The sequence below is a fragment of the Saccharopolyspora sp. NPDC050389 genome (genome assembly GCF_040655595.1).
Lineage (GTDB): Bacteria > Actinomycetota > Actinomycetes > Mycobacteriales > Pseudonocardiaceae > Saccharopolyspora.
Genome location: NZ_JBFAKG010000155.1, coordinates 1 through 14,866 on the forward strand (window position 1 = coordinate 1; position 14,866 = coordinate 14,866).

Consider the following 14,866-nt stretch of genomic DNA (forward strand, 5'->3'; position numbering starts at 1 on the left):
TGCAGCACGAACAGCGCAGGCTGTGCGACGAGTGTCTGCTCAACCTCAGCAGATTGCCCGTGGAACACGATGTCGGTGAGCGGCCGGTCCAAGCCGAGTAGCGGGTCCAGGTGCGCGCATGCCTCGTCCCAGGCCTCGGCGAACACCGGGAACGCCTCGTACAGGCCCCGCCCCATTCCCGGTCGTTGGCTGCCCTGACCGGACAACAACATGGCCACGCGGCTGCGGCGATTGGTCGCCAGGCCGCGGATGATCCCGGCCGCGTCCCGACCCCGGGACAGATCATCAAGCCCTGCCAGCAATTCCTGACGATCAACGCCGATGATCGCGGCGCGGTGCGGGAAGTGGGTGCGGGTCGTGGCCAGCGACCGGGCCACCTCGGCGGGCGTCCAGTCGTCCCGACCGCGGAGATGATCGCGCAGGTGTTCTGCTTGCGCTTCAAGCGCTTCCGGTGTCTTGGCGGAGATCACCCACGGCGCCGGATCGTCGGTGTCCGCTCCGCTGACCACGATCGCGGTGTCCTGTGTGGACCGATCTGGTGGCGCCTGTTCGAGGATCAGGTGGGCGTTGGTGCCGGAAACACCGAAGGACGAGACGGCGGCGCGGCGCGGGCGATCGGTCTCCGGCCACGCCTGCGGCTCGGTGAGCAGCGCGAGGCTGCCGCTGCTCCAGTCGACGTGGGGCGAGGGCTCCTCGGCGTGCAAGGTGGAAGGCAGCCGGCCGTGCTGGAGGGCCTGCACCATCTTGATGACGCCCGCCACTCCGGAAGCGGCTTGGGTGTGGCCGATGTTGGACTTCAACGATGCCAGCCACAACGGCCGCTCGGCGCCGTGGTGCCGGCCGTAGGTCGCCAGCAGCGCCTGTGCCTCGATCGGATCGCCCAACGACGTCCCGGTGCCGTGCGCTTCAACGGCGTCGACGTCGGCGGGGGTGAGCCCGGCATTGGCCAGCGCTTGCAGGATGACGCGTTCCTGAGAAGGGCCGTTGGGCGCGGTCAGGCCGTTGCTGGCGCCGTCCTGGTTCACCGCGCTGCCACGGATCACCGCCAGTACGTGGTGGCCGTTGCGCACGGCCTCCGACAACCGCTCCAGCACGATGATGCCGACGCCCTCGGCCCAGCTGGTTCCGTCCGCATCGGCGGAAAACGCCTTGCAACGGCCGTCCCGCGCCAGCCCGCGCTGACGGCTGAACTCGATGAACGGAGTCGGCGTCGCCATGATCGTGACACCGCCGGCCAGTGCGAGCGTTGATTCCCCGGAGCGCAGCGATTGGCAAGCGAGGTGCATCGCCACCAGCGACGACGAGCACGCGGTGTCCACGGTGACCGCCGGGCCTTCAAGCCCGAAGGTGTACGACACGCGGCCTGAGGCGATGCTGCCCGCGCTGCCGTGGCCGAGATATCCCTCGAACTCCTCCGGGATGCACAGCGCGAGCCGGCCGCCGTAGTCCTGGTAGTTCACGCCGGTGAACACACCCGTCCGGCTGCCATGCAGCGATGCCGGCGCGATCCCGGCGTGTTCCAGGGCTTCCCACGACGTCTCCAGCAGCAGCCGCTGCTGCGGGTCGATCGCCACCGCCTCGCGGGGACTGATGCCGAAGAACGCGGCGTCGAACTCGTCGGCCTCGTGCAGGAAGCCGCCGTGGCGGGCGTAGGACTTCCCGGCGGCATCGGGATCCGGGTCGAACAGCGTGTCCAGGTCCCAGCCGCGGTTGACCGGGAAGCCCGCGATCGCGTCGACGCCGGAGCTCACCAGCCGCCAGAGCTGCTCGGGGGAGCGGACGCCGCCCGGCAGCCGGCACGCCATGCCGACGATCGCCACCGGTTCCTTGGCCGCCGCGGTGAACTGCTGGTGCCGTCGGCGCAGCGACTCGTTTTCCTTGAGCGACAGTCGCAGCGCTTCGACGAGCTTGTCCCGTGAGGTTTCCATTTCGGTCCCTTGATTCCCGGGGGCTAGCGCCCGCTGCTCTCGAATGCCTTTTGCACCAGGCTCTCCACGTCCATGGCGTCGATGTCCGCCGCCGGAACCGCCGTCGCGGGCTCCTCGGCGGATTGGCCGTTCCCGTTCTGCGGCGGGATTCCGGCCGGCTCGCCGATGAGCTCCCGGTGCAGGAAGGCGGCGACCTTGGCGGGTGTCGGGTGGTCGAAGACGAGGGTGGTGGTCAGGTGCAGGTCCGTGGCGGCGGTGATCCGGTTGCGGAGTTCGACGGAGGTCAGGGAGTCGAAGCCGAGGTCGAGGAACGGCCGTTCCTCGGGCACGGCGTCCCGGCAGGTGTGGCCGAGCACGCCCGCCACCTGATCCCGCACCAGGTCCAGCAGCGCCTCGAACTGCTGCGACTCCGACAGCCCGGCCAGGCGCCGGTGCAGCGACTCGGCCGCGGAGCGTTGCGTGCGTTGCCCCGGGACGAACTCGGTCAGCAGCGGTGGGACGGGGTTCGCGCGGGCGTAGGCGCGCAGGGTCGTCGCATCGAGGTGCAGGGGGAGCAGGTGTGTGCTGGGAGTGCTGCAGGCCTCGTCGAACAGCCGGAGGCCGTCCTCGGGTTGCAGCGCAACGATGCCGGCCTGCGTCATCCTTGCCAGGTTGACCTCGCTCAGGTCGGTGGACATGCCGCTCGACATCTGCCACGGCCCCCAAGCCAGGGCGTGCGCGGGCAAGCCGAGATGGCCGCGGTGCTGAGCGAGGGCGTCGAGGAACGCGTTCGCCGCGGCGTAGTTCGCCTGCCCCGGATTGCCGAAGATCGCCACGGCGGAGGAGAACAGGACGAACGCGGACGGTTCGTACCGTCGCGTGGCCTCGTGCAGGTTCCACGCCGCCGTGACCTTGGGAGCCAGCACGGCCGTCAGATCGTCGGGCCGGAGGGCGTGCACCGGCGCATCCCGCAGGACGCCGGCGGTGTGGATGACGCCGGTCAACGGGTGTTCTCCGGGAATGCTTTCGAGTAGCCCGGCCAGGGCCGCCGGATCGGTGAGGTCGCAGGCGACGATCTCCGCCCGGGCACCGAGCGCGGCCAGATCACCGAGGAGCTGCTCGGTGCCGGAGGCGGCCGGTCCCCGGCGGCTGACCAGCAGCAGAGGTCCCTCGTGCGTCACCGCGAGATGGCGGGCGACCAGGCTGCCCAGGGCGCCGGTGCCGCCGGTGATGAGCACGGTGCCCTGCGGGTCGAGTCCGCGAGCGGAACCGCCGCCGGTCGGCTCGGCGGGCGCCAGGCGCTGGGCGAACAGCTCTCCGTCCCGGAGCGCGACCTGCTGTTCCCCGTGGTGCAGCGCCGTTGCGACGGTCCGGGCGATCGTTTCGGGTGCCGCGTCCGGATCGTCGACGTCCATCAGCACGATCCGGTCGGGATGCTCGGTCTGCGCGGGACGCAGCAACCCCCACAGCGCAGCGGTGCCGAGGTCCGGCACTTCGCCGGGGTGGACGGTGACCGCGTTGCGGGTGAGCAGCACGATCCGCGAGCCGGCCTCGGCATCCCGGCCCAGCCACGCTTGCACGAAGTCGAGGAGCTGCTGGATCCGCTGCCCCACGAGAGCCGGGATGTCGGCGGCCAGATCCCGGTGATCGCGCTGATCGACCACGACCACGTCGTCGTCGGGCACCGCCGAGTCCTGCCCGGGCACGATCCAGCCCAGGTCCACCGCCTCGGTCCGCTGGGCGAGAGGCCGCCAGACGAGCCGGAACAGGCGGTTTGAGTCGGCCGGGCCGGCGGTGAGCGCCTTGAGGTCGAGCCGCACGTCCGCCACCGGGCGGCCGGCCTCGTCCACGACATCGAGATGCACATCGGTCGGGCCGTCGTAGCGCCACGCGGCTCGCAGTCCCGCGGTCCCGGCCTGGTAGGCCTCGCCGTCGGCGATCTCGTCGTAGAAGCCCTGGAGATCCACCGGAGCGGCGATGCCTTCTGCGTCCGAGGTGTCACTTCGGAGGCGGCCGGCGGCGTGCAGCGTCCAATCGCCGCCCTCGCAGCGCGAATGGAGGGTCAACGCGAGATCGCCGTTGTCGCCTGGTGTGGCGGCCAGTTGCAGCACGGTGCGAGCGTGCGGGGCGATCTGTGCAGTGTGGACGGTGAAGTCGTCGAGCACGTGCCCGAGCTGGCTGGCTGCGTGCAGCGCCATGTCGAGGGCGGCGGTGCCCGACAGCGGCGTGTCTTGCGTGACCTGACCGGTGAAGATCGCCTGACCGGTCTGCGGCACATCGATGCGCGCGTTGAGCAACGGATGGCCGGTTCCCTCGAAGCCCAGATCCTCCGCACGGCCGCTCAACGGCTGCGGCGACGCCCAGAAGTCCCGCCGCTGGAAGGGATAGGTGGGCAGGTCGAGAACACGACCTCGCGGGAGGAGTGTGGCCCAGTTGGGGCTGAGTCCGGTGGTGTGGGCGTGGGTGAGGGCGGTGACGTAGCTGGTGGTGTCGTCGGTGTCGGGTTTGAGGGTGGCGTGGCTGGGTGTGTCGTGGGTGGTGTTCGCGAGGGTGGTGAGGGTGGTGTCGGGGCCGAGTTCGAGGTGGTGGGTGACGTTGTGGTGTTGGTGGAGCCAGGTGAGTGCGGGTGCGAAGCGGACTGGTTGGCGTACTTGGCGGGCCCAGTAGTCGGGTGTGGTGATGTTGTCGGTGGTTGTTCCGGTGACGGTGGAGATGATCGGGATGGTCGGTGGGTGGTAGGTCAGCTCACGAGCGGTCTGTTCGAGTTCGGTGAGCAGTGGTTCGCAGTGGGGTGAGTGGAAGGCTCGGCTGGTGTGCAGTTCTCGGGTGGTGCGGCCTTGCTGGTGCCAGTGTTCGGCGATGGCTCGCACCCGGTCGGCGTCACCGGAGATGACGGTGGATTGAGGCGTGTTGATGGCGGCGATGGAGACGCCGCTGTGCGGGTCGAGGAGTTCGGGGTGGGCTTCGGTGAGTTCGTGTTCGCTGGCTTGGATGCCGGCCATAACTCCGTGGGTGGGGAGGTTCTGCATCAGCTGGGCTCGTGCTGCCAGCAAGACAGCCGCGTCGGCCAGGGTGAACACTCCGGCGAGGTGGGCGGCGGTGAGTTCGCCGATGGAGTGGCCGATGAGGTAGTCCGGGCTGATTCCGTGGTGTTCGAGCAGCCGGAACAGTGCGATTTGCAGTGTGAACAGTGCGGGTTGTGCGATGAGTGTCTGCTCGACTTCGGCGGGCTGGCCGTGGAACACGATGTCGGTGAGGGGCCGGTCCAAGCCGAGTAGTGGGTCCAGGTGTACGCATGCTTCGTCCCATGCTTCAGCGAACACTGGGAACGCCTCGTACAGGCCGCGTCCCATGCCAGGCCGTTGACTGCCTTGACCCGACAGCAACATCGCCACAGCGGGCTCGTCCACCGCGATACCCCGCACTGTGTCCGGATCTTCTCCGGCGCGAGCCAGGTTTTCCAGCCCTGCCAACAGTTCCTTGCGGTCACTGCCGAAGATCGCTGCGCGGTGTTCGAAGGCGGTTCGGGTGGTGGCCAGCGACCACGCCACCTCGGCGGGCGACCAGTCGGGGTTCTCCAGCAGGCGGCGGTGCAGTTGTTCTGCTTGTGCTTCAAGGGCCTCCGGAGTCTTCGCGGAGATGGCCCACGGCACGATCCCGTCAGTATCCGCAACCTCGGGCACCGTGTGCTCCGCAGCCTGCGCTGGGCGTTCGAGGATGACGTGCGCATTGGTACCGGAGACGCCGAAGGATGAGACAGCGGCGCGACGCGGTCGGCCGTTCTCCGGCCACGGCTGGGGTTCGGTGAGCAGCGCGAGAGTGCCGCTGCTCCAGTCGATGTGGGGCGAAGGCTCCTCGGCATGCAGCGTTGCAGGCAGTTCGTCGTGGTGGAGTGCCTGCACCATCTTGATGACGCCCGCGACGCCTGCGGCGGCCTGGCTGTGGCCGATGTTGGACTTCAGCGATCCCAGCCACAGCGGACGCTCGACGGTGTGGTGCCGGCCGTAGGTGGCCAGCAGCGCTTGGGCCTCGATGGGATCGCCCAAGGACGTCCCGGTGCCGTGCGCCTCGACGGTGTCGACGTCGGCAGGTGTGAGCCCGGCGTTGGCGAGTGCCTGGTGGATCACCCGCTCCTGCGAGGGCCCGTTAGGAGCGGTGAGCCCGTTGCTGGCGCCGTCCTGGTTGACCGCGCTACCACGCAACACCGCTAGAACGCGGTGGCCATTGCGTTCGGCGTCGGAGAGCCGTTCCAGCACCACCACGCCGACGCCCTCGGACCAGCTGGTTCCGTCCGCTGCCGCGGAAAACGCCTTGCAGCGCCCATCTCGCGCCAACCCGCGCTGGCGGCTGAACTCGATGAACACGTCCGGCGTGGCCATGATGCTGGCGCCTCCGGCGAGCGCCAGGCTCGACTCGCCGGAGCGCAGCGACTGGCACGCCAGGTGCATCGCCACCAGCGACGACGAACAGGCGGTGTCCACGGTCACCGCCGGGCCTTCCAATCCCAGGATGTACGCGACGCGGCCGGACAGGACGCTCGCCGTGGTGCCGGTGCCGACGAACGGCTCCAGCTCGCCCGGCGTTTGCTCGCGCCGCAGCACCGCGGCGTAGTCCTGACCGTTCGTGCCGGTGAAGACGCCGGTCGGTGTGCTGCGGAGCGTCGCCGGGTCGATGCCGGCGCGCTCCAACGCCTCCCAGGCGGTTTCCAGCACCAACCGCTGCTGCGGGTCCATCGCCAGCGCTTCCCGGGGGCTGATGCTGAAGAACTCCGGCTCGAACGCGGCCGCATCGTGCAGGAATCCGCCGTCGCGGACGTAGGTCCTGCCGACGGCATCCGGGTCGGGGTCGAAGATCCCGGCGAGGTCCCAGCCGCGGTTCGCCGGGAACGGCGTGATCGCATCGGTTCGGGAGCTGACCAGGTCCCACAATCGCTCCGGCGAATCCACGCCGCCGGGCAGCCGGCACGCCATGCCCACGATCGCGATGGCCTCGCCGGCGGCCGACTGCGCGGCAACGGGCGCGGCGGCCGGCGCCTCGGGCACGAGGTGGCCGAGGACGTGGTCGGCCAGGGCCGCGAGCGTGGGATGGTCGAAGGCCAGGGTCGCCGACAACCGCAACCCGGTGCTCTTGGCGAGGCGGTTGCGCAACTGGACGGCGGTGAGGGACTCGAAGCCGAGTTCCTGCAGCGGCCGGTTCGCCGGAACCGCTGCCGGATCGGCATGACCCAGCACGGCGGCGACCTCGCTGCGCACCAGCTCCACCACGGCCCGGCGTTGTTCCTTCTCGGGGAGGCCGGTGATTCGCTCGCGCAGCGCGGCGTGCGGCTCGTCGGCCCGTGCGGCCGCGTCGTGGTCGGCTTCGGCGAGGTCGGCGTAGCAGCGGGACGCGTTCGACGCGACGAACCGGTTCCAGTCGACATCCGCGACGGCGACGATGTGGTCGTCGTTGTCGAGGGCCTGCCGCAACGAGGCGACAGCCAGCTCCGGCGACATCCCGAGCAAGCCCCGCCGCCGAGCTGCCTCGGCATCGTCCGAGTCGGCCCACGGGCCCCACTCGACCGAGACCACGCGCAGCCCAGCCGCCCTGCGCCGACGAACCAGCGCGTCGACCCAGGCACTGGTCGCCGCCCCCGCCGCGAAACCCTCGGCGCCCCAGGCGTCCGTCACGGCAGAGAGGATGACCAGCGTCTCGATCTGCCCGTCGACGAGCAGTTCATCGAGGCGGGCGAGCTCGGTGATCGAGTGCCGCATCGTCGCTTCGACGTCCACGGCGTCCGTGGTCGCCAGGAGACCGGTGGGCGTTTCGCCGGGAACGAGGTGGATCACCGTGCGGCCGGCGTCCTGAGTCGTGGCGATGCCCTGCTCGCCCAGCAGTCCGGTCAGGCGATCCACGCCAGGTGAAGCCCCGGTCACCAGGACGGCTCCGCCGGGCTGCCAATGGGAGCCGGTCGTCGCGGGCACCCAGGCCAGCCGTGCGACGTGGGCGCCTGCCGGGCGGATGGCGACCTGGTCCTCCGCGCGGTCGGCGAGGATCGCGGCGAGAGATGCTGCGGCCCGGCGGTCGGGGCGGAGCGGGAGGTCGATCAGCGCGCCCCAGCGGTCGGGGTGTTCGAGCGCGATCACGCGTCCCAGGCCCCACAGCGCCGCGAGGTCGGGGTTGGGTGGCTGGTCGTGCTCGTCGATGCCGACCGCGCCTCGCGTCAGGCACCACAACGGGGCCGTGATGCCGGCGTCACCGAGCGCCTGGACGAGCGTGATCGTGGCGGCGACCGCGCCGTCGGCCGCACCACTGGACGGAGCGCCGAGCAGCGAGACGATGCCCGCCGGAGCCTCGCCTCGGAGGAGGTCGGCCAATTCCGTTCTAGCGAGCGGATTCTCGACCGGGACCGCGTGCGCCTCGGCTCCGTGCTCGGTGATGGCCTGCGTGACGGTGTCGAGCACTTCCCGGTCGGTGTCGGGCGTGCTGATGATCAGCCAGTTTCCTTGCAGGACAACGGGCTTCTCCTGGGCGGGCACCGGGCGCCACTGGATCTCGTAGCGCCACGAGCTCAGCGCGGCCTCGTCGCGCTGACGCCGACGCCACGCCGACAAGGCGGGCACGACCTCGTGCAGCGGGGTCGAGGGAGCGATGTCGAGTGCCTTCGCGACCGCGCCGGAATCGTTGTCCTCCACGGCGGTCCAGAAACCGGCGTCGGCGCCGGTATCGATGCCGTGGTCGTCTGGCGGGTTGAGCCAGAAGGGCTGGCGCTGGAAGGCGTAGGTGGGCAGGTCGACGGTCCGAACCGGGGGGAGCACCGCGGGCCAGTGCGGCGAGAGGCCGGTGGTGTGGGCGTGGGTGAGGGCGGTGAGGTAACCGGTGGCGCCGTCGACGCCGGGCTGTTGTGTGGGAAGGCTGGGCGTCTCGTCGTGGCTGGTCAGGGCGTGGGTGGTGAGGGTGGCGTCGGGTCCGAGTTCGAGGTGGTGGGTGACGGCGTGGTTCTGGTGCAGCCAGGCGAGGGCCGGGTGGAAGCGGACGGGCTCGCGCACCTGGCGGGCCCAGTAGGCCGGTGTGGTGATGTCGTCGGTGGGAGTCCCGGTGACGGTGGAGATGATCGGGATCTTCGGCGGGTGGTAGGTCAGCTGCTGTGCGGTGTGTTCCAGCTCGTCGAGGATGTGATCGCAGTGGGGCGAGTGGAACGCACGGCTGGTGTGCAATTCCTTGGCGGTGCGTCCCAGGCTTCGCCAGTGCTCGGCGATGGCGTGCACGGGATCGGGATCGCCGGAGATGACGGTGAGCCGAGGGCTGTTGATCGCGGCGATGGAGACGCCGCTGTGCGGATCGAGGAGCTCGGGGTGGGCGGCGGTGAGCTCGGCTTCTCCGGCATGGATACCGGCCATGACCCCGGTATCGGACAGAGTGCGCATCAATCTGGCCCGCGCGGCCAGCAGGACGGCGGCGTCGGGCAGGGAGAACACACCAGCCAAGTGGGCGGCGGTGAGTTCGCCGATGGAGTGGCCGATGAGGTAGTTGGGGGTGATGCCGTGGTGTTCGAGCAGGCGGAACAGTGCGACTTGCAGCACGAACAGCGCGGGTTGTGCGACCAGTGTGTCGTTCACTTCGGCAGGCTCGCCGTGGAAAACGATGTCGGTGAGTGGCCGGTCCAATCCGAGTAGTGGATCCAGGTGCGCGCACGCCTCGTCCCAGGCCTCGGCGAATACCGGGAACGCCTCGTGGAGTCCCCGGCCCATTCCGGGTCGTTGGCTGCCTTGCCCGGACAACAGCATCGCCACGCTCGGATCGCCTGCCGCGACACCTCGTGCTACGAGAGAGCTTTCTTCGGCGTGGGCGAGGGTTTCCAGTCCTGCCAGGAATTCTTGGCGGTCAGCCGCGAGAACGGCGGCCCGGTGCTCGAAGGTGGCCCGGGTGGTGGCCAGCGACCAGGCCACCTCGACGGGTGACCAGTCGTTCCGGTCGCGGAGATGAGCGTGCAGGCGTTCCGCTTGCGCTTCAAGCGCTTCCGGCGTCTTGGCGGAGATCATCCATGGCACGATCGCTGAGCCCTCATCGTCCTGTGTGGACTCTTCTGGTGGTGCCTGTTCGAGGATGAGGTGGGCGTTGGTGCCGGAGACACCGAAGGACGAGATGGCCGCTCGGCGAGGGCGGTCGCCTTCGGGCCAAGGCTGGGCTTCGGTGAGCAGTGCGAGAGTGCGGCTGCTCCAGTCGACATGGGTCGAGGGTTTGTCCGCGTGGAGCGTGGCGGGCAGCTGGTTGTGGTGGAGGGCTTGGATCATTTTGATGACGCCGGCGACGCCTGCGGCGGCTTGGGTGTGGCCGATGTTGGATTTCAGCGATCCGAGCCAGAGGGGGCGTTCGGTGGTGTGGTCCCGGCCGTAGGTGGCCAAGAGCGCTTGGGCTTCGATGGGGTCGCCGAGCGATGTTCCGGTGCCGTGGGCTTCGACGGCGTCGACGTCGGCGGGCGTGAGCCCGGCGTTGGCCAGTGCTTGTTGGATAACACGTTCCTGCGAGGGCCCGTTGGGGGCGGTGAGCCCGTTGCTAGCGCCGTCCTGGTTGACCGCGCTGCCTCGGATCACGGCCAGGATGCGGTGGCCGTTGCGCTGCGCGTCGGACAGCCGTTCCAGCACCACCACGCCCGCGCCTTCGGCCCAGCCAGTGCCGTCTGCGTTGGCGGAGAACGCCTTGCAACGGCCATCCTGCGCGAGGCCGCGCTGGCGGCTGAACTCGATGAACGGGGTGGGCGTGGCCATGATGCTGGCGCCTCCGGCGAGCGCCAAGCTCGACTCACCGGAGCGCAGCGACTGGCACGCCAGGTGCATCGCCACCAGCGACGACGAGCAAGCGGTGTCCACCGTGACAGCCGGGCCTTCCATGCCGAAGGTGTACGACACGCGGCCCGATGCGATGCTGCCCGTGCTCCCGTTGCCGAGATAGCCCTCGAACTCCGGGAGCACGCGGCCGGTGAGCCGTCCCCCGTAGTCCTGGTAGATCACGCCGGTGAACACACCGGTTCGGCTGCCCTGCAAGGAGTTCGGGTTGATGTGCGCGTGTTCTAGCGCTTCCCACGACGTTTCGAGCAGCAGCCGTTGTTGCGGGTCGATCGTCGCGGCTTCGCGGGGGCTGATGCCGAAGAACGCGGCGTCGAACTCGTCCGCCTCGTGGAGGAATCCGCCGCGCCGGGTGTAGCTGGTGCCCGGGCTGTCGGGGTCGGCGCTGAAGAGCGTGGCGAGGTTCCAGCCGCGGTTGGTGGGGAAGCCGGTGATGGCGTCGCTGTTGCTGGTGAGGAGCTGCCAGAGCTCGTCCGGTGAGTGGACACCGCCGGGCAGGCGGCACGCCATGCCGACGACGGCGATCGGCTCGTCAGTGGTGGCGGCGCGAGCCGGGGTGGTGGCTTGCTGGGCTCGGGGGAGGAGTTGGCGGTGGAGGTAGCCGGCGAGTGCTTCGGGTGTCGGGTGGTCGAAGGCGAGGGTGGTGGGGAGCTGAAGGCCGGTGGCCGTGGCGAGCCGGTTGCGGAGTTCCACCGAGGTGAGGGAGTCGAAGCCGAGATCCAGGAACACGCGGTCGGCCGGAATCGCCTCGGCGCCGGAATGCCCCAGAACGGCGGCGGCCTCGCGCCGGACCACCTGAAGAAGGGCGTGTTCGTGTTGGTTCTCGGTCAGGCCGTCGAGAAGCTGTTCCAACGTGCGGTTCGTTTCGCCCGAACGCCGCTTGTTGGCCTGCCGGGGTTTGAGATCGTCGAGAATCGCCGGGGCGGACCGAAGACATGTCATGTCGAGGCGGAGCGGCACGAGGAACGGCTCTGGCCGCGTGCGAGCCGCGTCGAACGCCGCCGCGCCACTATCCGGGTCGAAAGGCAGGGCACCGACGCCCGCCATGCGTTGCTGGTCGGCATGCGTGAGGTGCTGTGTCATGCCGCTGTCGGTGTTCCAGGGGCCCCAGGCGAGGGAGTGCGCGGGGAGCCCGTGGTTGTGGCGGTGTTGGGCGAGTGCGTCGAGGAAGGTGTTGGCGGCGGCGTAGCTGGCTTGTCCTGGGTTGCCGAAGATTCCTGCGGCCGAGGAGTAGAGGACGAAGAAGGCCAGGTCGTGGTGCTGCGTGGCGTGGTGGAGGTTCCAGGCGGAGTCCACTTTGGACTTGAGAACGGTCGCGAGCTGTTCGGGTGTGAGGGCGTGTATCGGCGCGTCGTGGAGGACACCGGCCGTGTGGATGACGCCGGTCAACGGGCGCTCGGCCGGGATGTTGCCGATCAGCTCGGTCAACTGGTGCGGATCGGCGGTGTCGCAGGCCGTGATGGTGACTGTGGCGCCGAGCTCGTCGCGGAGGTTCTCGGCGTTGGGCGCGGCCGGTCCCTGCCGACTGGCCAGCAGGAGGTGGCAGTCGGGGTGACGTGCGGCGAGGTGCCGGGCGAGGACGCTGCCGAGGGCACCGGTACCGCCGGTGATCAGGATGGTGCCGCGCGGATCGGGTGCGGCAGGAATGGTGAGCGCGAGTTTGCCGGTGTGACGGGCGTTGGCGAGATACCGGAACGCCTCCGGCGCCTGCCGGATGTCCCACGCCGTGACCGGCAACGCGGTCAGCGGCCCGCGTTCGAAGAGGCGGGTGAGGTCGGCCAGCATGCCCTGCAGATGAGCGGGATCGATCTCGGAGAGGTCGAAGGCGTGGAAGCGCAACCCCGGATGTTCGCTGGGATCGCGGAGGTCGGTCTTGCCGAGCTCGATGAAGTGCCCGCCCTCTTTCAGCACGTCGAGTGAGGCGTCGAGGAGTTCGCCGGTGAGGGAGTTCAGGACGACGTCGACCGGGGGGAATTGCGTGGCGAAGTCCGGGTTGCGGGACGACGCGATGTGATCTGCGGGAATGCCGAGTTCGCGCAGGAGAGCCCACTTCGTGGGGTGGGCGGTGGCGTAGATGTCGGCGCCGTAGTGCTGGAGGAGCTGGACGGCGGCCATGCCGACGCCACCCGCGGCGGCGTGCACCAGGACCTTCTGCCCGGGCTGCACCGTGGTGAGGTGGTGCAGGGCGTAGTAGGCGGTCAGGAACACCGCAGGCGTTGCGGCGGCCTGGGCGAAGCTCCACCCCTCGGGTAGCGGAGCCAAGAGCCGGTGGTCGGTGACCGCCAGCGGGCCCATCGCGCCGGGCACGATGCCCCAAACCGGGTCCCCGGCCCGCAGACCAGGCACGTCGTCGGCGGTTTCGGTGATGACCCCGGCACCTTCGACGCCGAGAGGCGGGGTCCCCGGGTACATGCCGAGGGTGTTCAGGACGTCGCGGAAGTTGACCCCGACCGCCCGCATCGCGACCCGCACCTGACCGGCCGCAAGCGGGGCCTCGGCTTGCGGGAACTCCGCGAGGTGCAGGTTGTCGATGCTGCCCCGCTCGGACACGTCCAATCGCCACGACCCCGCATCCGGGACCACCAGCTCGTTCCGCGAGTCGGCGCGTGCCAAGCGAGGCACGAACACGGCATCGCCGCGCACCGCGATCTGCGATTCACCACGGCGCACAGCCGCATCGACGGCGCGCCACGGCTCGTCGTGATCGCCATTGGGGTCGGTATCGACGAGCACGAAGCGGTCGGGGTGCTCGTTCTGCGCCACCCGCAGCAGGCCCCACAACGGCCCCGTCACCAGGTCCGGCACCTCACCCGGCTGCACCGCCACCGCACCGCGAGTCGCCAGCACCAGGCGCGTTCCGGCGAGGTGCGGAGCCGCCAGCCAGGCCTGCAGCTCCGCCACAACCCGTTGCGACACCTCGCCGACGAGCCGCACGACGTCGCCCTCGGCGGCGAGTTCGCGTTGGTCGAGCACCGCGATGTCCGAAGCCGGCTCACCGGATGCCACGGCGTCGCGCAACGCTGCGACACCCGAGTCGATCAGCGCCCAGTGCATCTCCGGTGCGTCGGTGTCGTCGAACGCCTGCGGCACCCAGTCCAGGCGCAGGATGCCGTTGTCATTCGGGACGGCGTTCGTCACCCGCCGCAGCGCGAGCGATTCGATGGTGGCGACCGGAAGTCCATTGTGGTCGGCCAGGTCGAGCTGGAACGAGTCGGTGCCGGAGTGCCGGAGGCGCACCCGAAGACCGGTCGTAGCGTCGCCGTGGATGCGCACGCCCGACCAGGAGAAGACCAGGCGGGTGCGGTGGTCCTTCGAATCGTTCCCGATGAGGCCGGCGTGTTGCGCGGCGTCGAGGAGCGCGGGGTGAACTGCCCAGCCGTTGGTGCCGTGGTCGTCGGGAAGCGCGACCTCGGCGTAGATGTCGTCGCCGTGCCGCCAGGCGGTGTGGAGCCCTTGGAAGGTCGGCCCGTATCCGAAACCGTGATCGGCCAGGCGGTCGTAGAGATCGCCGACGTCGACCGGCACCGCACCTGCCGGTGGCCAGGCGGCGAGGTTCGCCGCCGCGGTGGACGACTCCGCGGCGGCGAGCGTGCCGGTGGCGTGGCGCGTCCAGACCTCTTCCGGCCCAGGCGCCCGGGAGTAGAGCGCGACGGCTCGTCGATCGCTCTCCTCGGCGGTGATGGCCATGTGGAGGGCGATGTGTCCGTGGTCGGGGAGCGTGAGTGGTGTGTGGAGGGTGAGTTCTTCGACGGTGCAGTCGAGTTGTGCGGCGGCGTGCAGCGTCATGTCGAGGAACGCGGTGCCGGGGAGCAGGACGTTGCTTTGGACGGCATGGTCGGCGAGCCAGGGATGGGTGTTGAGCGAGATGCGCCCGGTGAGAGTGGTTTCGCCGGTGTGAGGTGTGGTGATTCGAGCGGTGAGCAGGGGATGGCCGGTGGTGGCCATGCCGAGTTGTTCGGGTCGCTCGGTCGTCGGCGGGTTGAGCCAGTACCTCTCGTGCTGGAAGGCGTAGGTGGGCAGGTCGAGAACACGACCTCGCGGGAGGAGCGTGGCCCAGTTGGGGCTGAGTCCGGTGGTGTGCGCGCGGGTGAGGGCGGTGACGTAGCTGGTGGTGTCGTCGTTGTCGGGATTCAGCGT

2 protein-coding genes are annotated in these 14,866 nt (G+C 69.8%); both read right to left on the reverse strand.

Annotated features, from left to right (window positions below):
- Positions 1-1,928: type I polyketide synthase (locus tag AB0I53_RS47140; RefSeq protein WP_358617095.1), on the reverse strand; the 1,928-nt coding region annotated here is incomplete at its 3' end.
- A 23-nt stretch (positions 1,929-1,951) separates the two neighbouring features.
- On the reverse strand, positions 1,952-14,674 hold the full coding sequence (locus AB0I53_RS47145; protein ID WP_358617098.1) for an SDR family NAD(P)-dependent oxidoreductase: 12,723 nt from the start codon (positions 14,672-14,674) through the stop codon (positions 1,952-1,954).
- Positions 14,675-14,866 lie beyond the last annotated feature (192 nt).